Annotated in this window: 21 protein-coding genes and 1 pseudogene; 16 read left to right on the top strand and 6 right to left on the bottom strand. The window is 68.8% G+C overall.

Features of this window, described 5'->3' with window-relative positions; translation table 11 throughout:
• Positions 1-83: 83 nt before the first annotated feature.
• The 16 genes and pseudogenes from NC4_RS15260 to NC4_RS15330 all read left to right on the top strand — a co-directional run bounded on the left by NC4_RS15260 (position 84) and on the right by NC4_RS15330 (position 15,993).
• Entirely contained in the window at positions 84-485 is a 402-nt protein-coding gene (locus tag NC4_RS15260) for an acyl carrier protein (RefSeq protein ID WP_067538160.1), read from the top strand.
• 3 nt (positions 486-488) lie between these two features.
• Positions 489-935, top strand: coding sequence for a hotdog family protein (locus NC4_RS15265; RefSeq protein ID WP_067538165.1), 447 nt, complete (start codon positions 489-491; stop codon positions 933-935).
• A complete protein-coding gene (locus NC4_RS15270) occupies positions 932-2,185 on the top strand; it encodes a beta-ketoacyl-[acyl-carrier-protein] synthase family protein (RefSeq protein ID WP_067538172.1) in 1,254 nt (417 codons plus the stop codon). The genes NC4_RS15265 and NC4_RS15270 overlap by 4 nt, the downstream gene beginning before the upstream one ends.
• The gene (locus NC4_RS15275) at positions 2,182-2,661 is read left to right on the top strand and encodes a 3-hydroxyacyl-ACP dehydratase FabZ family protein (protein WP_084529153.1); all 480 of its coding nucleotides are present in this window, start codon (positions 2,182-2,184) and stop codon (positions 2,659-2,661) included. Before NC4_RS15270 ends, NC4_RS15275 begins: the two co-directional genes overlap by 4 nt.
• Positions 2,658-3,926, top strand: coding sequence for a beta-ketoacyl-[acyl-carrier-protein] synthase family protein (locus NC4_RS15280; protein WP_067538177.1), 1,269 nt, complete (start codon positions 2,658-2,660; stop codon positions 3,924-3,926). Before NC4_RS15275 ends, NC4_RS15280 begins: the two co-directional genes overlap by 4 nt.
• Before the next feature lie 17 nt (positions 3,927-3,943).
• Positions 3,944-5,710: pseudogene (locus NC4_RS15285) on the top strand (beta-ketoacyl synthase N-terminal-like domain-containing protein); the annotation flags it as partial.
• Between the two features lie 100 nt (positions 5,711-5,810).
• On the top strand, positions 5,811-6,299 hold the full coding sequence (locus tag NC4_RS42655) for a beta-ketoacyl-[acyl-carrier-protein] synthase family protein (RefSeq protein ID WP_245721726.1): 489 nt from the start codon (positions 5,811-5,813) through the stop codon (positions 6,297-6,299).
• Between the two features lie 32 nt (positions 6,300-6,331).
• Positions 6,332-7,420 carry a 3-oxoacyl-ACP synthase III family protein gene (locus tag NC4_RS15290; RefSeq protein ID WP_067538180.1) on the top strand — a complete coding sequence of 363 codons (1,089 nt, stop codon included), beginning with the start codon at positions 6,332-6,334 and terminating at the stop codon, positions 7,418-7,420.
• 2 nt (positions 7,421-7,422) lie between these two features.
• A complete protein-coding gene (locus NC4_RS15295; protein WP_067538183.1) occupies positions 7,423-8,199 on the top strand; it encodes an alpha/beta fold hydrolase in 777 nt (258 codons plus the stop codon).
• A complete protein-coding gene (gene accD, locus NC4_RS15300; protein ID WP_067538186.1) occupies positions 8,196-9,863 on the top strand; it encodes an acetyl-CoA carboxylase, carboxyltransferase subunit beta in 1,668 nt (555 codons plus the stop codon). The genes NC4_RS15295 and accD overlap by 4 nt, the downstream gene beginning before the upstream one ends.
• Positions 9,864-9,890: 27 nt before the next feature.
• Positions 9,891-10,361: an acetyl-CoA carboxylase biotin carboxyl carrier protein gene (locus NC4_RS15305; RefSeq protein WP_067538702.1), complete on the top strand. Its 471-nt coding sequence runs from the start codon at positions 9,891-9,893 to the stop codon at positions 10,359-10,361.
• Positions 10,358-11,752, top strand: coding sequence for an acetyl-CoA carboxylase biotin carboxylase subunit (accC, locus tag NC4_RS15310; RefSeq protein ID WP_067538189.1), 1,395 nt, complete (start codon positions 10,358-10,360; stop codon positions 11,750-11,752). The genes NC4_RS15305 and accC overlap by 4 nt, the downstream gene beginning before the upstream one ends.
• A complete protein-coding gene (locus NC4_RS15315; RefSeq protein WP_084529155.1) occupies positions 11,749-12,948 on the top strand; it encodes an FAD-dependent monooxygenase in 1,200 nt (399 codons plus the stop codon). The genes accC and NC4_RS15315 overlap by 4 nt, the downstream gene beginning before the upstream one ends.
• Before the next feature lie 81 nt (positions 12,949-13,029).
• Positions 13,030-13,923 (top strand): ABC transporter ATP-binding protein, encoded by an 894-nt coding sequence (locus tag NC4_RS15320; protein ID WP_067538194.1) that lies wholly within the window; start codon positions 13,030-13,032, stop codon positions 13,921-13,923.
• Between the two features lie 92 nt (positions 13,924-14,015).
• Complete coding sequence (locus NC4_RS15325; protein WP_245721700.1) at positions 14,016-14,756, top strand: ABC transporter permease; 741 nt, start codon at positions 14,016-14,018, stop codon at positions 14,754-14,756.
• Between the two features lie 43 nt (positions 14,757-14,799).
• Positions 14,800-15,993: a sensor histidine kinase gene (locus NC4_RS15330; protein WP_169814810.1), complete on the top strand. Its 1,194-nt coding sequence runs from the start codon at positions 14,800-14,802 to the stop codon at positions 15,991-15,993.
• Here the strand turns inward: NC4_RS15330 and NC4_RS15335 are convergent.
• The 6 genes from NC4_RS15335 to NC4_RS15360 form a co-directional block, all read right to left on the bottom strand.
• Positions 15,983-16,237 (bottom strand): hypothetical protein, encoded by a 255-nt coding sequence (locus NC4_RS15335; RefSeq protein WP_067538200.1) that lies wholly within the window; start codon positions 16,235-16,237, stop codon positions 15,983-15,985. The genes NC4_RS15330 and NC4_RS15335 overlap by 11 nt on opposite strands.
• 9 nt (positions 16,238-16,246) lie before the next feature.
• Positions 16,247-16,750, bottom strand: coding sequence for a hypothetical protein (locus NC4_RS15340; RefSeq protein ID WP_067538201.1), 504 nt, complete (start codon positions 16,748-16,750; stop codon positions 16,247-16,249).
• 2 nt (positions 16,751-16,752) lie between these two features.
• Complete coding sequence (locus tag NC4_RS15345) at positions 16,753-17,358, bottom strand: hypothetical protein (protein WP_218021160.1); 606 nt, start codon at positions 17,356-17,358, stop codon at positions 16,753-16,755.
• Positions 17,359-17,421: 63 nt separating this feature from the next.
• Positions 17,422-17,940: a VWA domain-containing protein gene (locus NC4_RS15350; RefSeq protein WP_067538206.1), complete on the bottom strand. Its 519-nt coding sequence runs from the start codon at positions 17,938-17,940 to the stop codon at positions 17,422-17,424.
• Positions 17,937-18,347 (bottom strand): hypothetical protein, encoded by a 411-nt coding sequence (locus tag NC4_RS15355; RefSeq protein WP_067538207.1) that lies wholly within the window; start codon positions 18,345-18,347, stop codon positions 17,937-17,939. The genes NC4_RS15350 and NC4_RS15355 overlap by 4 nt, the downstream gene beginning before the upstream one ends.
• A 27-nt stretch (positions 18,348-18,374) precedes the next feature.
• Entirely contained in the window at positions 18,375-20,024 is a 1,650-nt protein-coding gene (locus tag NC4_RS15360) for a hypothetical protein (protein ID WP_067538210.1), read from the bottom strand.
• Between the last annotated feature and the right edge of the window lie 12 nt (positions 20,025-20,036).

Genomic DNA, 20,036 nt, shown 5'->3' on the forward strand with positions numbered 1-20,036 from the left:
GGTGCAACGGAGTTCGCACCGCAGCCAATGCAGGCTCGGCTCTCCTGCGCAATTTCGCAGATCACAGATATGAGGGAACAACCATGTCCGAAAACAGTGTCATCGAGGCCGTCCGTGAAATCGTCGCCGAGGCCGTCGCCTTGGATGTCGACGAGGTCGAAGCCGATGCGACCCTGTTCGGGGAGGTCGGCGCGGAGTCGATCGATCTGCTCGACATCCTGTTCCGGATCGAGCGCCGCCTGGGCGTCAAGATCACGACGAACGAGCTGAGAGAGCGCATTCAGGGCGGCATTCCCGACGAGCAGTTCGGCACCGAGGACGGAGTCGTCTCCGATATCGGGCTGGCGCAGCTGGAAAAGGTGATGCCCCAGATCGATCCGGCCGAACTCACCGGCAAACTGGCCGCCGAGGACGTGATGAGCCTGTTCACCGTGCGCAACCTGGCCGACATGGTCGATCAGCATGCCGCCGCCGCAGCGAGCTGAGCCATGAGATTCCACCTGGTCGACCGCATCGACCTCGTCGAGCCCTGGACTCGGATCGAGGCGGTCAAACGCACCAGCTCCAGCGAAACATATTGGGCAACAGATGATATCGGCAGCCACATGCCGCTGCCCATCCAGCTCGAGGTGCTCGCCCAGAGCGCGGCCTGGCTGGTCTACCTGAGCACCGAGCGCAAACACCGGGCGGTGTTGCTGTCGGTGGGCGCCATGACCGCGCGCTCGACGGTAAGCCCCGGCGACGATGTCCTCGCCGCGGCCGAGATCCAGGCCACCGGCGACACCATCGTGGTCTCGGGTCGGCTACGCGTCGGCGACCGCGTCGTCCTCGAGGTCGAGGACCTCATGTGCGCGCTCATCGACGCCGAGACGCTCGAGGACGCCGACGCGGTGCGCGGTCGTGAGCAACTACTGCGAAGCGGGAACCAACTATGAACAACGAGGTCGTCATTACGGGCATCGGCGCGGTGACCCCGGTCGGCAATACGGCCCCGGACACCTGGTCGGCGCTGACCCAGGGTCGCAGCGGCGTCGGGCGGATCGAGACCTTCGATCCGGGCTCGTTCGAGGTCCAGATCGCCGGGATGGTGCGCGACTTCGCCCCCGCACCGGAGCTGCTGGACGTCCAGCAATGGGAATTGCTCAGCCGGGCGGGCGGATTCGGCGTGGTCGCCGCCGCCGAGGCGCTGGCGCAGGCGGGTGATCTCGAGCCGCACGAGGTGTGGAACCGGGGCGTATTCGTAGGCGGCCACGTCGGCCGCCCCGATCCCGCCGAACTGGCCGATATCGGGCTCACCCGCCGCACCACCAGCGGCGCGGTCATCCATCGCCGCGAGCCGGACAGCGTGTGGCGCTGTGATCAGGGCGTCGACCTGTCCGCCATTGCGGAGGTGGGCGGCTGCCGGGGGCCCATCAGCGGGATCAGCACCGCGTGCGCATCGGCGACGCACGCACTCGGGGAAGCGTTCCGCCGCATCCAGTCCGGTGAGATCACCATGGCCGTCGCCGGTGGTCAGGACGCCCTGACCACCTGGTTGGACGTCTCCGGGTTCACTCTGCTCGGCGCGCTCACCAAGCGCTACAACGACAATCCCACCAAGGCCTCCAAACCGTTCGACGCGGATCGCGACGGCTTCGTGCTCGGCGAGGGTTCGGTACTGCTGGTGCTCGAGGACCGGCGGGTGGCCGAGGCGCGCGGCGCGCGCATCCTGGGGCGGATCACCGGATACGCGTCCACCATGAACGCCTACCGGATCACCGATTCGCCCCCCGACGGCGGCGGCTCCATTACCGCCATGGCCAAGGCCATCGCCGACGCCGGGGTGGATCCCGCTGCGGTCGACTGCGTCTACGCGCACGGGACCAGCACGCCGGGCAACGACATCTCCGAAACTGCCGCCATCAAAAAGGTTTTCGGATCGCACGCCTACGAGTTACTGGTCACTTCCCCCAAGTCCATGACCGGGCACCTGACCGCGGGCGCGGGCGCGCTGAACGCGCTGGCGGCGCTGTTCGGATTCGCCGACGGCGTGGTGTCGCCGACGATCAACTACACCGAACCCGATCCCAAACTGGATCTGGACTATGTGCCGAACGAGGCCCGCAAGGCCGATCTGTCGGTCGCCCTGGTGAATTCGTTCGCCTTCGGCGGCACCAATGCCTCGCTCCTGCTGGAGGCGCCGTGAGTATCGACGCCATCCACGCCGCACCGCGCTGGGACGCCGCCACCGGTCTGCGGGTGCCACCCGACCAGCTCGCCGCGGCGGGCGGGCTGTGCCTGGACCGGATCGTGGACCTGCACATCGGCACCCGCGCGGTCGCGGTGGCGAATGTGCCGAGCACGCTGACCGTGTTCGACACCCACTTCCAGCGGTTCCCGGTACTGCCCGGCGTGCTGCTGCTGCACGGGCTGGCGAACCTGTCCGGCACCCTGCTGGCCGCGACCGCCGGTGGGCGCTGGCAACTCACCGGCGCCCGCCGGGTGCAGTTCCGCCACTATGTGCGCCCGGGCGACCAGCTCCGGCTGGAGGCCGAGATTCGCGTGCGCGACGACGCGCAGGCGCGGCTCTCCGGCCGGATCACCTGCGCGGACACCGTGGTGGTGCTCGCGCGTGAGCTGACCATGACCCACGACTCGGGTCGAGGGAAGGAAATCCCATGAAACGCGTTGTGATCAGCGGCATCGGCGTGGTGTCGCCCCTGGGCCTCGGATTCACCCAGACCTGGAAGTCGCTGCTGGCCGGGGACAGCGCGGTGCGCCGCATCACCCACTACGACCCGTCGTCGCTGCGCACCGGACTGGGTGCGGAGATCACCGGTCTCGATGCCAAACCCTTTGTGCGGAACCGTAAATCGCTGCGCCTCATGACACGGGCCAACCAGCTGGCGCATGCCGCCGTGCGGCTCGCCACCGACGAGGCGGGAATCTATCCGCACACGCCCGGCAACGATACGGTCGGGGTCTATCTAGCCAGCGAGAACCAGATCTCCAATTCCCGCCACGTGCTCGATGCCACGGTGGCGGCGCGCAGCGCGGACGGGACCATCGATATCGCCCGGCTGGGACGTGCGGCGGCGGACATGTATCCGCTGTTCTTCGTGGAGCGCCTGCCGTCGGCCGAAATGTTCTTCCTGTCCGACGAATTCGGCTTCGCCGGTCCGAGCGCCTTCCAGTCCGGCGCCGGGGACGCCGGGATCAGCGCCATCGGCAATGCCTATCGCGCCATTGCCCGCGGTGAGACCACCCGCGCCGTCGCGGGCGGCTTCGACGACGGCGTCTCGTGGTGGTGCATGTCGAAGCTGGACCGTCTCGGCCTGCTCACCGACCGCGCCGACGAGGGAGCGGTGCGGCCGTTCGACCGGGACGCGAGCGGATCGGTGATCGGTGAGGGCGCGTGCATGCTGATCCTCGAGGAGTACGACGCCGCCCTCGCACGCGGCATCGAACCCTACGCGGAGATCGTCGGTTTCGCCGGCGGTTTGGATCCCGTTGCGCCGGGCGATATCTGGGGCGACGGCGGCGGACTGACCGGCGCCGTCCGGTCCGCCCTGCGCGAGGCCGGGATCGACGGGTCCGAGGTCGGCTATATCGCCGCCGACGGCGCCGCCGTCCCGCGCGCGGACGCGGCGGAAGCGCGGGCACTGCGGACCGCGCTCGGCGCGGGCGCGGACACCGTACTGGCCAGCGGTGTGCAACCGGCGGTCGGCCAATTGCTCGCCGCCGCAGGACCTTTGAATGTCGCGCTGGCTGCCGCGGCACTGCGCGACCGCGCGGTGCCGCCGACGCTGAACCTGGAGTCGCCCGCCCCGGAGTGCGACCTGGACTGGGTGCCCGGTGTGGCACGCGAACTGCGATCCGGCTACGCCCTCGCGATCGGCCGCGGACTGTCCGGCCAATCCGCGGCGCTGGCCGTCAAGCGCCTCTGAGATGGCGCGTCTCGACCATGAACAGGAGTGCCCCAGTGAAGAAACGAGAAGACTTCGAGCGAACCCCGCTGCGGACCGTTGTCGTCGTCGCCGTCGGCGCGGTGACCTCGCAGGGTGATACGGCCAAGGCGCTCTGGGACGGCGTCAGCACCGGGCATGTCGCCATCCGCCCGGTGGAACACCTCCCGATGGACGAATACCGCACCCGCATCGGCGGCGAGGTCCGCTCCCCCGTGCCGCCCTCGCCCATCGCGGCAACGGTGGGCGGATTCCGTTACCGCGCTTTCGATTTCGCCTTCGCGGCCGCCGCCGAGGCCATGGACGCCTCCAGCGCGCTCATTGCCGAGGTGGAGCCGGAGCGCCGCGGCCTGGTGCTCGGCACCTGCAATGCGGGCCTGCTCAGCACTTTGGAATGGCTGGGCGACGTCAGCGGCGACGGCACCGCCGAACTGGCCATGTACGGTCCGCCGCAGGCGATCGCGGAATCGCTGGCGGCGCACTTCCGCTGCGCCGGGCCGGTGCTGTCTGTGAACACGGCGTGCGCCGCGGGGGCGAACGCGATCGGATACGCCGCCGATCTGATCGCCTTCGGCCGCGCGGATATCGTCCTGGCCGGGGGCACCGACGCGCTGTCCGATGTGGCCTACGCGGGCTTCAACTCCCTCGGTTCGCTCTCGCCCACCCCGGCGGCGCCCTACCAGGACAAGCGCACCGGGCTCTCGCTCGGCGAGGGCAGCGGCATGCTGGTGCTGGCGCGCGCCGATCTGGCCGCGGCCGCCGATGTCGAACCGCTGTGCGAGATCCGGGGTTACGGGCTCTCGGCGGACGGCTACCACCCCACCGCGCCGCGACCCGACGGCACCGGCGCCGCACGGGCGATCCGCTCCGCCATCGAGTGGGCGGGCCTGCGCGACAGCGATATCGGCTACATCAACAGCCACGGCACCGGCACCCCGCGCAATGACAGCGCCGAGGCCGCCGCCACCCGGCTGGCGCTGGGCGAGGCCGCCGATACGGTGCCGGTGAGCAGTTCCAAGTCCATGATCGGGCATCTGCTCGGCGCCACCGGTGCGGTGGAGGCGATCATCACCGTCGGCGCGCTGCGCAATGGCGTGCTGCCGCCGACGGCGAATCTGGTCAAGCCCGATCCGGAGTGCGTGCTCGACCATATTCCGGTCACGCCGCGAATCAGCAAGGCGCACACGGCGATCTCGAACAACTTCGCCTTCGCGGGTGCGAATGCGAGCGTGGTCTTCGCCGACCGGGCGGCCGATGCGGTCCGGCCCGCGGCGCCGGTGACCCGCGTGGTGATCACCGGCGCGGGCGCGGTCGGCCCGGCGGGCGTGGGCGTGGAGGCGGCGCTGCGGGCGGTCGCCGAGGGCCGCGACTGCGCGCGGCTCGAGGAGGGTATCCGGCTCGGGCTGATCGGCGCCGACCCGCACGATCACCTCACGCGGCGCGAGGCCCGCCGGATGGATCGGCTGGGCCTGCTGTCGACCTTCGCCGCGAGCCAGGCCCTCGAAGCCGCTGGCGAGGACCTGATTTCGGATGATCCGAACCAGGTCGGCGTGGTCTTCGGGACCGGGCTGGGACCCATGCAGGCCATGGAGCAGTTCGTCCGCCCACTGCGCGAGGAAGGTGCGGCCGCGGCCAATCCCGCGGTCTTCCCGAACACGGTGTACAACGCCGCGGCGGGCAGCGTCGCCACCCTATTGGGCGCGCTCGGGCCGACCTCCACCGTCACGGCCGGGCACGCGGCGGGCGCCAATGCCCTCCGCTACGGCTACGACCTGGTGTCGGTGGGTCGCGCGGGCCATCCTGGCCACCGCCGCCGACACCATCACCCCGCTGGTGGCCCGCGGCTACCGGCGGCTGGGTCTGCCGATGGGAGCCGAGGATTCGTTCGCGCTCGCCGAGGGCGCGGCGACCGTCGTTGTGGAGAGCTACGACAATGCGCGCCGCCGCGGCGCGACCGTGTACGCCGAAGTGCTCGGGCATGCCGCGGTCTCCGATGCGCTCGGCGTGGGCCGCACCGATCCGCGCGGCGCGGCCATGGAGCGGGCCATGCGGGCGGCCATCGAGAGCGCCGGAGTGGCGGACTCCGATATCGCCCAGGTCTGGACGAACGAAACCGGGCTGCGCGCCGTCGACGTCCCCGAACGCATCGCCCTGCGCAGGCTTTTCGGCGACGGCGGACCACAGCGCATTGCCGCGAAGCGGGCCCTCGGCGAGCAGATCGGCGTCGGCGGACTGCTCAATGCGGCGCTGGCCGCATTCCATCCCGGCCGGACCAGCGGCGGCGCGGTGCTGGTGAACAGCTCCTCGCTGGGCGGCACCCATTTCAGCATCGTGCTGGCCCCGGTCGCGAGCTGACCTAGATCGAGAAACGAAGGACGACAACCGATATGGCTACGAACGGTTTCTCTGTTCAGCTCGTGGGCACCGGCAGCTACCTGCACGGCGACCCCATAGACAACAAGCAGGTCGAGGTGCTGCTCGGTCCGGTGCCCGAGGACATTCTCGAGGGCATCCAGGTCAAGCAGCGGCATTGGATGATCGATCCGGAGACCGGCGAACACCTGGTGACCAACTCCGAGATGGCGGCGCGCGCGGCCGCGGCGGCGCTCGAACGGGCGGGCCTCGAGGCGAGCGAGGTCGACCTGATCGTCATGTCGACCGTCAGCCCGGAGTATCAGCTGCCGCCCGCGGTGACCTTCGTCCAGCAGCACCTCGGCATTGCCGAGTGCGCCACCATGGAGGTCCGTTCCGGCTGTGCGGGTTTCGTGGAGGCCGCCGATATCGCGCGCGGCTATCTCGAGCGCGGCACCTTCCGCACCGCCCTGGTGATCGGCAGCGAAGCCATCTCACCACTGCTGGTCCCCATGTACCGCGGGACCGATCCGGAGCGGATCCGCATGCGGGATCGGCTGGTGGCCTACACCTTCGGCGACGGCGCGGGCGCCATTGTGCTGCGTGCCGAGGAAGCCGCACCGGATGTCCGGTCCGGCGTGCTCGGGTCCTCGATCCTGACCATGGGCGGGCTCAAGAAGCCGGGGATGCAGGTGGTCGGCGGCGCGACCCACGCGCCACTGCACAAGCAGGCGCTGGCCAAACGCCTCGTCGAACTGAAGGTCGATGTGGTCGAATCCGGAAAGTTCCTGCCGCACATGGTCACCCGGTCGCTGCGCGAGCTGCTCCACGCCAGTGACGTCACCGCCGAGGACATCGCGCTCTGGGTGGTCCCGGAAGGCAATGCCGGGTACATGACCAGCGAACTGGAGGCGGCCGGGCTGCTCACCGACGAGTGGCTCGCCCTGCGGGACAAGGTGTACGAGAACATCGAGCGGGTGGGCGCCACCGGATCGGCCGCCGTCCCGCTGGCCCTGGACGAGGCCGCCCGCACCGGCAAGGTGCGGACCGGTGACAAGGTCATGCTGCTGGCGATCGAGACCAGCAAGTGGAAATACGCCGGTATGACCCTGGTCTGGGCCTGACCATGAGGGCAATCGAGTCGGGACGTTTCCGCACCCGCGCGGGGACACTCGAATACGCCCATGTCAGCGGGGACGGCGAACCGACGCTGTGCCTGCTGCACGGGCTGGGCGCGCGCTGGCAGACCTTCCGGCTGCTCATGCGCGCCCTGGGGCCCGGCTGGAATATCTACGCCCCCGATCTGCGCGGGCACGGCCGATCCGATTGGGTCGCGGGCCATTACGCGCTCGCCGATTTCGCGGCCGATATCGAGCAGTTCGTCACCGAGGTAATCGCCGGGCCGGTAGTGCTGGTCGGGCATTCGATGGGCGGCTGGATCTCCGCAATGGTCGCGGCGGCCCGGCCGGAGCTGGTGCGGGGCGTGGTCATCGTGGACTCCGCCCTCTACCGGATGAGTCCGGAGCAGCGCGAGGCCATGGTCCCCTACGCGCGGCCCAACCACGCCATGCGGTCGATCGCGGTATCGCTGCGGCTGGCGGATCCGGAATTGAATCAGCGCTGGGTGGAGGGCCGCAATCAGCGCGAACAGGATCCCGACGAGATGCTGTCCCGGCTGCGCTGCCCGGTGCTGCTGGTGCAGGGCGATCAGGCAGCGGGTGCGCTCATGACGCCCGCGCATGTGCGGCGCGCACTGTCGCGGCTGGCGCACGGCAGCCACGTCTTCGTACCCGGCGCGGGTCACGCCGTGCACTCCGACGCGCCCGGTCCCGTCGCGGACGCGCTGCGGGAGTTCCTCGCGCGGCGGGTCCAGAAGTCAGAGCTGAACGGAGAAGTCCGATGACCGAATTGATCGACGCCGTCGGCAGGACCGGCACCGACCAGGAATCCACCTGGATGAAATGCCCGTCCTGCGCGGAATACCAGTACAAGCCGCAACTGGAGCGCAATCTGCGGGTGTGCGCGCGCTGCGGGCATCACCTGCGCCTGGATGCGCGACGGCGGCTGGAGCTGCTGCTCGACGACGGGTCGTGGTTACCGGGCGAGGACGCCGATATCGAGACTCGCGATGTGCTCGACTTCCGCGATCACAAGCCCTACCGGCAGCGTATCGAGCAGGCGCGCGCCAAGACCGGGGAACGCGATGCCGCCCGCTACGGCGTCGGCATGATCGGCGGCACGCCGCTGATGGTCGCGGTCATGGAGTTCGGCTTCATGGGCGGCTCCATGGGCGGCGCGGTCGGCGAGGTGGTCACCCGGGCCGCGGAATGCGCGCTGGCGGAGCGGCTTCCGCTGCTGATCGTCTGCGCGTCGGGCGGCGCGCGAATGCAGGAGGGCAGCATCTCGCTCATGCAGATGGCCAAGACCAGCCAGGCCATCGCCCGGCTGCACGAGGCGGGCCTGCTGGTGGTGTGCCTGCTGACCGATCCGACCTTCGGCGGGGTCACCGCTTCCTTCGCCATGCTGGGCGATGTGCTGGTGGCCGAGCCGGGTGCGCTCATCGGGTTCGCCGGGCCCGGCGTGATCCGGGAGACCATCGGCGAGGATCTGCCGCCCGGTTTCCAGACCGCGGAATTCCTGGTCGAGCACGGCCTGCTGGACGCGGTCGTGACGCGTGCGCAGCTGCGTCCCTACTTGGCCAAAGTCCTTGCCGCACACAGGCCGAACTCGACGGCGAGCCCGCAGATCCCGCCGGTCACGATCACCGATCCGGACGCCGTCACGGCGCGCCCGGCGGCGGAGATCGTCAAGCTCGCCCGCGAACGGGAACGGCCCACCACGCTGAGCATCGCGGCCGTGGCGTTCGACTCGTTCATCGAATTGCGCGGTGACCGGATGTTCGCCGACAGTGCGGCGCTCGTGGGTGGTCCGGCCACGCTCGGCGGCCGCACGGTCATGCTGATCGGCCATGAAAAGGGCAGCGACACCAAGGAATCCATTGCCCGCAACTTCGGGATGCCGGAACCGGAGGGCTATCGCAAGGCCCTGCGGCTCATGCGGCACGCCGCCAAGTTCGGCATGCCGATCGTCACCTTGATCGATACGCCCGGCGCGTATCCCGGCATCGGCGCCGAGGAACGCGGACAGGCGGGCGCGATCGCGCGCGCCATTATGGAATCGAGCCGGTTGCCGGTGCCGATCGTGGCCGTGGTGACCGGCGAGGGCGGCAGCGGCGGCGCGCTGGCGCTCGGCGTCGCCGACACCGTGCTCATCTTCGAGAACTCCTACTACTCGGTCATCAGTCCCGAAGGGTGCGCCGCCATCCTGTGGGGCACCCGCAGCGCCGCGGGCGCGGCCGCGCAAGCCCTGAAAATCACCGCGGCGGAACTGCTTCGGCTCGGCGTCGTGGACGGCGTAATCCCCGAGGCCGAGGCGGCGCCCGACATCGTGACCATGGCCGGTGATCTGCGCGCGGCCGTCGCCAATGCCCTGAACGAACTCTCCGCCGTGCCCGGACCCGACCTCGTCGAGGCGAGGTATCGCAAGTTCCGCGCCTTCGGATCGTGACATACCTGTCGATTGGAGAACACCGACATGACCACAGACAAATCGCTGAGCCACATGATCCGCGAGGTGCGGGGCATGGTCGCCGATCTGGATCCGCAGCCGCGCCGGGTGCGGATCCGCGCGGGCGAATACGACCTCGAGATCGAATGGGCCGAGGAACCGATCGGCGGCGGCCCGCGCCCCGAACGGGTCGTCAAGATCGATCCGGCGACCCCGGAGGTGGAGTCCTCGACCGTGGCCGTCGAGTCGCCCCTGGTCGGGCACTTCTTCCGCTCCCCCGAACCCGGCGCCGATCCCTTTGTCGCGCCGGGTGATTACGTGGAGGAGGGGCAGGTCGTCGCCATCGTCGAGGCGATGAAGCTCATGAACCGCATTACCGCGCCGGAGGCGGGGCGGGTCGTGGAAATCCTGCCCGCCGACGGTGAGGTCGTCGAGTACGGGCAGCGCCTGATCCTGCTGGAGCCGGGCGAACCCGCACGAATGGAGATCGCGTCATGACGGCTGCCGCGGACTCCGAGCGTCCGATCAAGACCGTGCTGGTGGCCAATCGCAGCGAGATCGCGCTGCGCGTGGTGCGGGCCTGCCGCGAACTCGGATTGCGCAGTGTGGTGGTCTATTCCACCGCCGACGCCGAGTCGATCCCGGTGCGGCTGGCCGACGACGCGGTGTGCATCGGCCCGCCCGAACCGGGGCGCAGCTATCTCAATATTCCCAATGTCATCGGCGCGGCCCTGCGCACCGGGGCCGACGCCATCCATCCGGGTTACGGATTCCTTTCCGAGAACGCGGATTTCGCCTCGGTGTGCGCCGAGGAGGGTCTGATCTTCGTCGGGCCGTCACCGGAGACCATGGCCAGTCTCGCCGACAAGGCCGTGACCCGCGCGCTCATGAGCAAGGCGGGCCTGCCGTTGCTGCCGGGCACCACCGCCACGCTGACCGGCGCGGCCGAGGCGGAGGAGATCGCCGAGCGGATCGGCTATCCGGTGATTCTCAAGGCGGCCGCCGGTGGCGGCGGGCGCGGTATGCGCGTGGTGCGGGCGCGCGAGGAGATCGAGGACGCCTATCGGCGCACCCAGACCGAGGCCAGTCTGGCCTTCGGTGACGGCAGCCTGTATCTGGAGCGCTATCTCGAGGGCGCGCGCCATATCGAGGTGCAGGTCCTCGCCGACCGTTACGGCAATACGGTGCATCTCGGGGAGCGGGACTGCTCGGTGCAGCGCCGTCATCAGAAGCTGCTCGAGGAATCGCCCTCCCCCGCGCTGGACGACGCCACGCGCGCGGCCATCGGCGCGGCCGCGGTCGCCGGGGCCCGCTCGGTCGGGTACGAGGGTGCGGGGACAATGGAGTTCCTGCTCGATCGCGACGGCGGGTTCTGGTTCATGGAGATGAACGCGCGCCTGCAGGTCGAGCATCCGGTCACCGAAATGGTGTCGGGGGTGGATCTGGTAGCCGAGCAGCTGCGTATCGCGCAGGGGCGGCCCTTGCGGATTCGGCAGTCCGATATCGAATTTCGCGGGCACGCCATCGAATGCCGGATCAATGCCGAGGATCCGGAGCGCGACTTCGCACCGTCCACCGGGCGGGTCACCGCGTACCGTCCGCCCGCCGGGCCCTGGGTGCGGGTGGACAGCCACCTGGAGGAGGGCATGACGGTGTCGCCCTACTACGACGCGCTGCTGGCGAAGGTGATCGTGTGGGCGGCGGATCGGCCCGCCGCCATCGATCGCATGAGCCGGGCGCTCGACGAGCTCGTGCTGACCGGTCCGGGGCTGACCACCTGCGCGGGCTTCCATCGCGACGCCATCCTGGCCGATCCCGAATTCCGTTCCGGCGACTTCGATCTCGACTTCGTCAACCGCACCTCTCGCACACACCAGGAGCGCACATGAGCACATCGAACGGGCGAGTGATCATTCTCGGCGGCGGGATCGGCGGGCTCAGCGCGAGCATCGCTCTGCGCCGGGTCGGGATCGAGGCGCCGCTGTTCGAGCAGGCGGCGGCCTTCGGCACGGTCGGCGCCTCGTTGCAGATCTGGGTCAAGGGCATGAAGGCCTTCGCCGAACTGGGCCTGGCCGACGAGATCCGGCGGCGCGGCGCGGAAGTGCACCGTCAGCAGTTCTTCAATCAGAACGGCACGCCGCTGTATCACGCGCCGCTGGCGGAGCTGGCCGAGATGTACGGTGCGCCGATGCCGGTCATGATCCGGCGCTCGGATGTGATCGAAACCCTGTCCGGTTCACCGGATCTGGGGCCCATCCACTTGAATCACCGGGCGATCAGCGTCGAGCAGGACGACGAGGGCGTCACCGTGACATTCGAGAATGGGCGGCAGGAACGCGCGGAGTTGCTCATCGCGGCCGACGGGATCAACTCCCAGACTCGGCAGCGGGTGTTTCCGCAGGTCGAACTCCGCACGGCCAGTTACCGTCTGGTGCATGCGGTGGCGCAGCACAAGCCGCCCTACGGCGCGAATAGGTTCACGCTGCTGTTCGGGCGGGGCAATCGCATCGTGATCAAGGATTGCGGGAACAACCACATCTTCTGGGTGGCGGGACTGGCCACCCCGACGCTGCCGCTGGACGAGTCTCCCGGGATCGTGAAGAACGATCTGCTGCGCCGATTCGAGGTCTTCCCCGAACCGGTGCGCGAACTCATCGCCTCGACCCCGCCCGAGGCCATGCTGCACCACGGTGTCCGGGCGCTGGGGCCGATGCCCGCATGGAGTTCGGGCCGGATCGCCTTCCTCGGTGATTCCGTGCACGCGGTGACCCCGAATCTGGGCCGCGGGGCGAGCGAGGGCATTGTGGACGCCATTGTGCTCGCGGGCCAGATCGTGCCGATCGACCTGCGCGATCGGGTGGCGCTGGGCCGGGCCCTGTCCGCCTACGAGGCGGCGCGGCGGCCGGAAACCGAGGCGCTGCAAAAGGCTTCGTGGAAGATCGGCACCATCTCCTCCTGGGAGGGCTTCGCAGCGACCAAGGCGCGTGATCTCATGATGAAGACGGTCGTGGGTAAACAACAGGTCGCGAAAATGCACGGCGAATTCCAAATCGAGGTGCCCTCGCTGCCGCACGCGGTGGAATAGCGCATCACTCCTGAGGGGTACATCGGAGTATCCCTCTCGGGCGGGATGTGCTCGGACGGTACGGAACATATCGTTGTTCCTATGATCGTGGTCACCGAAGCATTGACCAAAAAGTATAACGAGAAAACAGCCGTCGACACCGTGAGCCTCACCGTCCGGGCCGGGGAAATCTATGGTTTCCTCGGCCCCAACGGCGCGGGCAAGACCACGACGCTGCGCATGCTGGTCGGGCTCATCGAGCCGACCAGCGGCACGGCGCGTGTGCTGGGGTGCGCCCCCGGCGATCCCGCGGCGCTCCCACGCCTGGGCGTTCTCATCGAGAGCCCCGGGTTCTATCCGTATCTGTCCGGCCGTGACAATTTGCGAGTCATGGCGCGCTATCGCGGAATTCCGGAATCCACCGTCGACGACATACTCGACCGCATGGGTCTCGGAGGGCGGGGCGACGATAAATTCCGTACCTACTCCCAAGGTATGAAACAGCGACTCGGCGTCGGTTGTGCATTGCTCGGTGATCCGGAATTATTGATTCTGGACGAACCGACGAATGGTTTCGATCCCGGCGGAATGGCCGAAATGCGGTCGCTCATCAAGGAGCTCGCGGCGACCGGGCACACCGTCCTGCTGTCCAGCCACCTGCTCGCTGAGGTGCAGGAGATCTGCGACCGGGTCGGGGTGATCAACGACGGCAAGCTCATCGCCGAGACGACCGTCGCGGACATGCGCGGCGGGAGCACGGTTTTCGTGCGCGCCGAACCCGAGGACGTGGCCTTGGCGGCCGTGCGCGCGGCGGCCGGGAATGCCGCGCGGACGGTGGCCGGGATCCGGGTCGACGTGGGCGCGGAGGACGCGCCGCGCATTGCGCGGGCGATCATCGAGGCGGGCGCCGATCTGCACGAACTGCGAACCACCGAACGATCTTTGGAAGAGGCGTACTTCGAGATGACTGCTATCGACGCGGAGGCGGTGTCATGAGGGAGAGCATTCGGGCCGAATTCCTGCGGCTGCGCCGCTGGCCGGTGCTGTGGGTGCTGGTCGTGGTGTAGTTCACGCTGAACCTGACCTTCATGTACCTGCTCAACTACATCAGCTACACCTCCACCGATCCGAGTGCGGACGCCGAGCAGACGCCCGCACAGCTGCTGGCACAGATGATGCCGGTGGCGGTGCCGGAGGAATTCGTCGGCGGCACCGTGGTGTTCGGCGGCGCGCTCATGCTCATTCTCGGCGCGCTGGCCACCGGCAGCGGGTACGGCTGGGGCACCTGGAAAACCGTATTCACCCAGGGCCCTTCGCGGCTCGCGGCACTGTCCGGCACCGTGGTCGCCCTGCTCGCCATCGCGGTCGCCATCGTGCTCGCGGCGTTCACCGCCGATCTGACCGTGGCGACCGTCATCGCCGCCGTGGAATCACAGCCCATCGTGCTGCCGTCACCGGGCCGCTCGCTAGCCGGAATCGGCAGCGGTATCGCGATTCTCGGCATGTGGACCATGCTCGGCGTGCTCATCGGCATTATCGCCCGCGGTCCCGCACTGGCGGTCGGGCTCGGCCTGGTCTGGGTTCTGGTACTGGAGAACGTGCTTCGCTTCTTCGGCGATCTGCTCGGCAGCGCGGGCACGGTGACCGATTACCTGCCCGGTTCGGCGGCGGGTTCGCTGGCGGGCGAGCTGCGCACCCTCGGCGGCGAGGCCACCCCCGGTGTCCTGATCCTGCTCGACTGGCCGGAAGCGGTTGCCGCGCTGGCCGTCTACCCGGTCGTCTTCATCCTGGCCGCCGTCTGGCTAATCCGCCGCCGCGACCTCGTCTAGCGCGCCGACTCGATCGAGGCCACCGATGAACGAGGATGGACGCATGAAGAGCATCGCGGCGCGCGTGCTGGAGGCCTGGCCCATTCGACTGGCCCCGTGGCAGACGCTGCTGCTGACCACGGTGGCGGCGGTGGCGGCCGCCGCCGTGGTGTTCGCCACCTTGCTCGCGGCCACCGATATCTCCGCCGCGGGGGCCGTCGTACTCGCCGTCGTCCAGGGCGCCGCGGTGTTCGTCGCGACCCGCTCCCCGTATCCGGGCTGGGCCCTCTCGCTCGTAGCCCTCTCCGCCGCATCGATTCTCACGGACACCAAGGTCGAACTCTGGGTCGATCCGGTCCTCAACAGTCATTTCATCGTGTTGGGCATCGGCGCCATCCGCGCCACCGCCCGCGCCGCCGCCATCACCTGGGCGGCCACGGTCGCCACCGCCCTCGCGTTCGCCCTCTACCTGCGCCCCACCGAATGTCCCATGGGCGTAGCCGGTTCCGCCCTGGTCTCGGGCCTGGTCCTGTCCACGGTGGTCGCCGTGCGCGCCCTGGCCGCCACCAGCACCAGCCTGCGCCGCGAACGCGATTCCACCGAACGCCAGCGCCAGCTCACCGCCCTCTGGGAGGAACGCGCCCGCATAGCCCGCGAACTCCACGACGTGGTCGCCCACCACATGACCGTCATCGCCATCCAAGCCGAAGCCGCCCAGCACCGCGACCCTGCCATCGCCCCCGAAACCAAGGCCCGCCTGGCCACCATCCGCACCAGCGCCACCGACGCCCTCGGCGAAATGCGCCACATTCTCGGCGTCCTCCGCACCGGCGACACCACCCTCCTCCCCCAGCCCACCCTCCCCGACATCCCCGACCTCATCGCCTCCGTCCGCGCGGGCGGCACCCCCATCGACCTGAAAATCACCGGCGACACCTCCACAGTCCCCGCCACTGCGGGCCTCTCCTCCTACCGCATAGTCCAAGAGGCCCTCAGCAACGCCATCCGCCACGCCCCCGGCTCCCCCGTCAACATCGACATCACCATCACCCCCCACCTGGTCCGAATCCACGTCGCCAACCCCCACACCCCCTCCCCCACAGCCACCCCCGGCTCCGGCCACGGCCTCCTCGGCATGCGCGAACGCGTCACCATGCTCGGCGGCACCCTCGAAGCCGGATCCAACGGCAATGGCAAATACACTGTCACCGCGGCACTTCCGATCCGGGGCGGCGATTTCCCCGAGCTCAGAAAGTGACGTGCCCGCAGTCGCACTGGGTCGGTTTGCCGCCTACCAGCGGAACACCCGGAATGGCGTCGAAAAGCCGTCCGGCGAAATGCCTTCCGGCGAAGTTGCGCAGCGCCGGGACGTCGCTGTAGCTGATCGAGATCTGCTCAGTGACCTTGTCGCAGTTCGCGCAGAACCGTTTATGCTGCTCACCCGGGCTCAGATTGACCACATGGCCCACGAACAGGTCCGAAAACTTCGGGAAGAGCGTCATACTCGATCCTCACTGTGCTATCGGTTCCGACCTGCGGAACGTCTTCTGGATGTGCTGTGCGAACAGGACGACATAGAGGAACATGCCGAACAGGGAGCCGAAGGCGAACTGCACCGCGACATCGCGGTACGGAGATTCGTAGAAGTAGCCCCGCAGCGCGATCATGCTGGTCGCTGTGAGGAACAGGGTGAACAGCCCGAGCATGCCGTGGCGCAGCCGGATACGCTGAATGACGAACAGCGCCGCGAAGCCGATGACGAAGCCGCCGATACCGATCATCCACGGCGCCTCCTGCGGCTTGGCCAAACCGGCCTTCGCCGCCGCGTCCGTACCCTCGAACGTGGTCGAGAAGTACAGCCCGAAGGCGATGAGCCCGCCGACCACGCCCGCGGCCGCGGACAGCCGCTGGGACTGCGGTGCGCGGAAGGCGACGATCACCGCGGCCATCAACATGATGAACAGGGTGCCGGGCACGATGACATAGGCGATGATCCAACGAACCAGTTCCAGCATGATTATTCCGCCTTCCGGGAATACGAGAAGAAGTGCCCGCCGAGGATGATCGATTTCCCGGCCCGGCAGTGACCGGTGATCGGCGGCAGCCCGTCGACGCGGGAATAGGAGATGGCGACCACGTCGGGGTCGATCTCGTATGGCGCGGTCGTAGACCACACCGGTTCGACCGCACCACGCCCGGGAAAACCATTATCGGACAGCGACATCCGATGGCCGTGCAGCGGCAGCCGCAGCAACTCCGTCGCGTCCGCGTCGGACCTGATCACCAGCGTCCCGCTCAATACCGCTCGGTGCCTGCGTATTCCGTACCGGATCAGGATCGGGACCACCGCCGCGACCACCAGGAGCCCGGCGAGTGCGATCGCCGTAGTGGCCGGGGATGCGCCCCCCTGCGGCACATCCGGCGGTGGCTCGGTGGTGGCCGCGGCGGCCCCCTCGTTGGGTCCGGGGACCTGTTCCCCGGCAATCCGCGCTTTCTCGGCCGTGATCCGATCCCGGGCGCGCCCGAATTCCTCGCCGAGCTGTTGCGCGATGGCGGGGCGCAGCACGGTCGTACTGCCGAAGATCCGCATGGCCTGCGAATCGTCGAAGCTGCCTGCGCCCAACAGCACCGTGTAGATCGACGTACCGGCGTGATCCGATCCGTGCGCCCGCCGGGCGAGGTCGTCTCAGGCCGGTGCGGACAGGTCGGCATAGGGCGATCCGTCGGGCGGGTTCGGCAGTCCATCGGTGATCAGCACGACGGTGGTGATCGGAAGCCTGCCGGAACGCTCCAATTCGTCCAGCACCGTGGTGATCGCGGGGCCGAGGTCGGTCACCGCGTCGGTGACCGGGGCCGCGGGCAGCATGGCGAGGAGTTCCGGTGCGGGTCGGCCCGAGCCCGAATAGATCGGATGGACCGTGGCGTCGAAGGTGTGGAACGACACGCGATCGGCCTCGGACAACCCGTCGAGCAGCCGGGGCAGCGCCTCGAGGCCCGCCGCGTACCGGCCCGCCTCGGCCATCGAACCGGAGATATCCAGCAGCACAATGTAGTCGGCGGATATGTCGGCGGCATCAGGTACGGCCGTCGCTGTCCCCGAAACCGCCGGAGCGGCATCCGAAGGCCCGCCGTCTCCACACGAGGTCGACAGCATCGTGAGCAGCAAGGCACCGGCGATCATCAGTCCGCGCATCGAGGAGGTCATGCGATCACGTCCCCGGACAGCGCGCTCTCTGCCACCGAACAGCGCTGTGCCAGTTCGGCATACCAGGTGCTGCGCGCTCGCACATGTCGCCGGAACTCGAGGGCCGCGGTGGCGCCGCACGCACCGGAGAGCAGTGCCTCCAGAACCTTCGACACCACCGCGTCGGCGCACCCGCGTCCATTGGCCGTGCCGCCGACGAGCAGGGACAAGAGCTTGTCGGTATCCGCCGGATCGGATTTCCCGGCGTAACCGGTCAACAGGGCCGAAACTTCGGGGATCGTCTCGGGGTTCGCGAGCGCGCGTCGGACCGATTCGGCGATCTCGGGCACGGTCGCCGCGCGTGCGGCGCGCTGTTCGAGATTACGCAGCGATCGATACCAGTCCAGCTCCGGGGCGTCGGCCAGCATCCGCCACCATTCCGCGGGCAGGGTCCGCTACAACTCCCGAACCCGCTGTGGCCGCGTACTTTTCGCGGTCCGAGTGAGGCGGTCGAGATAGTAGGTCCGCAGCAGCTCGCGAATGTCGGGATCGAGTGACATGGGAGAACGGCCCCGCCCGACCAGGAAGTCGGCCAGATTCGAGGCGACCTGACCGGTCCAGTGCGGATTGAGCTTCCGCGCCGCCTGCGCGAAGGCATCATTATACTCCGATACCGGCCGCCCGGCCAGATCCTCGTGACGCGGCGCGCCGACCAGCAGGCTCCACAGATCGAACTTCGCTCGCGCGGCGGGCAGCTCGGGTGCGTGGTCGCCGGACAGCACGGCCATCTGCCGCACGAGTTCCCGGACAGCGGTCCGATTCTCGCCACTGTCCTCGGCGGTGCAGAGATACTCCATGATCGGCGCCATGGCATCGACGGCAATCCGCGGATCCGTCATGGTGAACAGCACGCGGACGAAACAGGACCGCAGGTCGGAGCCGAGTGCGGACAGTGCCCGCGCGTCGGTCTCCCGAATCTGATCGACACGGCCGCTCGCCGCGGCCAGGATCGGTCGTAACCACAGTGGCCGCGGATCGGCGCCGACATGCAGGAACAGCGCATTGACGGCGCGGTTGGCAATGTCCGGATGGGGCTGACCGGTCAGGAATCTGCTCACCCGGGAAGCCAGCCCCTCGCTGGCGGGCAGCATGATCACCTGGAGCGCCCCGGCAAGCAGGTGCGGTTGCCGCACCAGGCATTCGAAAGCCTCCTTGTCGATGGCGGGTGTGGTCGACAGGTAGTGCAGCACCATTGCCAGCAAGGGTGTGAATGCGGCGGCGGACGGCTGCACCGGCGGGTCGCGCAGGGCGGAGCTCAGATAGGTGAGCGTCGCCCCGGGCACCGTGCGTTCCGCGGCGACAGCCATATCCAGCCAGGCTACCCCGCACTCCGTGGTCGCCTGCGCCTCGTCGCGGCAGCGGGAACCGAGCGTCGCGCCGAGCGTGTCGTCCCAGTGCCGGATGAGAGCCGCCCGGGCCTGGTTCGCCTCTCGACGCGGCGCCGTGCAGGCCCGCGACGCCAGGAACCGCACGCACCCATCGAGGTATTCGGGCGGAACGAGGGCGGTGTCGAGCAGAATCTCCTGCAACGCATCCTGGACGCGGGCCACCGAACCGGTGTTCCGGAGCAGCTCTCCGTGCACCACTTTGGGCAGCCGCATGCGGCGCAGCACATCGGGGGTGATATCGGCGACTCGCCGCAGCGGTTCGTTGCTGCGGTACAGCCGCTGCACCACCAGCTCGAGCGGATACTCGTCGCCGAGCAGTCCCATCAGCTCACCCAGATAGTCGTTTCTGTCGCGCGGAATCGGCGTCCGCAGTCGGCGATCCCGGATCGATGCCTCGATCTGGTCCGCCTGCACGCCGTCGGAGAACGTCAGGTCGGCGTGATGCTGCGTGGTGTAGCTCGCCCAGGTCGACACGGTGACACAATTGCGTGCGCCACAGGGCAACAGGGCCATGACCGCGTCCAGCAAGCGGATACGCTCATCGAGCGATACCGGCACGTCGTCGACGAGCGGAATCGCCACGCGGCGACCGGCCGCCACGCACGCGGCGATCGCCGCGACGAAGGCGGCGTCGAACTCCTTGATGTCACCGGCCACCCGGTCCAGGTC

Source organism: Nocardia crassostreae (assembly GCF_001613405.1).
In the GTDB taxonomy this organism is placed as follows: Bacteria; Actinomycetota; Actinomycetes; order Mycobacteriales; family Mycobacteriaceae; genus Nocardia; species Nocardia crassostreae.

Coding starts and splice junctions, on each gene's coding strand:
- NC4_RS42655 (WP_245721726.1), top strand. CDS start 5,811: ATGGGAGCCGAGGATTCGTTCGCGCTCGCCGAGGGCGCGGCGACCGTC.
- NC4_RS15260 (WP_067538160.1), top strand. CDS start 84: ATGTCCGAAAACAGTGTCATCGAGGCCGTCCGTGAAATCGTCGCCGAG.
- NC4_RS15335 (WP_067538200.1), bottom strand. CDS start 16,237: ATGACGCTCTTCCCGAAGTTTTCGGACCTGTTCGTGGGCCATGTGGTC.
- NC4_RS15330 (WP_169814810.1), top strand. CDS start 14,800: ATGAAGAGCATCGCGGCGCGCGTGCTGGAGGCCTGGCCCATTCGACTG.
- NC4_RS15355 (WP_067538207.1), bottom strand. CDS start 18,347: ATGCTGGCCGACGCCCCGGAGCTGGACTGGTATCGATCGCTGCGTAAT.
- accC (WP_067538189.1), top strand. CDS start 10,358: ATGACGGCTGCCGCGGACTCCGAGCGTCCGATCAAGACCGTGCTGGTG.
- NC4_RS15340 (WP_067538201.1), bottom strand. CDS start 16,750: ATGCTGGAACTGGTTCGTTGGATCATCGCCTATGTCATCGTGCCCGGC.
- NC4_RS15350 (WP_067538206.1), bottom strand. CDS start 17,940: ATGACCTCCTCGATGCGCGGACTGATGATCGCCGGTGCCTTGCTGCTC.
- NC4_RS15320 (WP_067538194.1), top strand. CDS start 13,030: ATGATCGTGGTCACCGAAGCATTGACCAAAAAGTATAACGAGAAAACA.
- accD (WP_067538186.1), top strand. CDS start 8,196: ATGACCGAATTGATCGACGCCGTCGGCAGGACCGGCACCGACCAGGAA.
- NC4_RS15295 (WP_067538183.1), top strand. CDS start 7,423: ATGAGGGCAATCGAGTCGGGACGTTTCCGCACCCGCGCGGGGACACTC.
- NC4_RS15315 (WP_084529155.1), top strand. CDS start 11,749: ATGAGCACATCGAACGGGCGAGTGATCATTCTCGGCGGCGGGATCGGC.
- NC4_RS15305 (WP_067538702.1), top strand. CDS start 9,891: ATGACCACAGACAAATCGCTGAGCCACATGATCCGCGAGGTGCGGGGC.
- NC4_RS15280 (WP_067538177.1), top strand. CDS start 2,658: ATGAAACGCGTTGTGATCAGCGGCATCGGCGTGGTGTCGCCCCTGGGC.
- NC4_RS15290 (WP_067538180.1), top strand. CDS start 6,332: ATGGCTACGAACGGTTTCTCTGTTCAGCTCGTGGGCACCGGCAGCTAC.
- NC4_RS15325 (WP_245721700.1), top strand. CDS start 14,016: ATGTACCTGCTCAACTACATCAGCTACACCTCCACCGATCCGAGTGCG.
- NC4_RS15265 (WP_067538165.1), top strand. CDS start 489: ATGAGATTCCACCTGGTCGACCGCATCGACCTCGTCGAGCCCTGGACT.
- NC4_RS15270 (WP_067538172.1), top strand. CDS start 932: ATGAACAACGAGGTCGTCATTACGGGCATCGGCGCGGTGACCCCGGTC.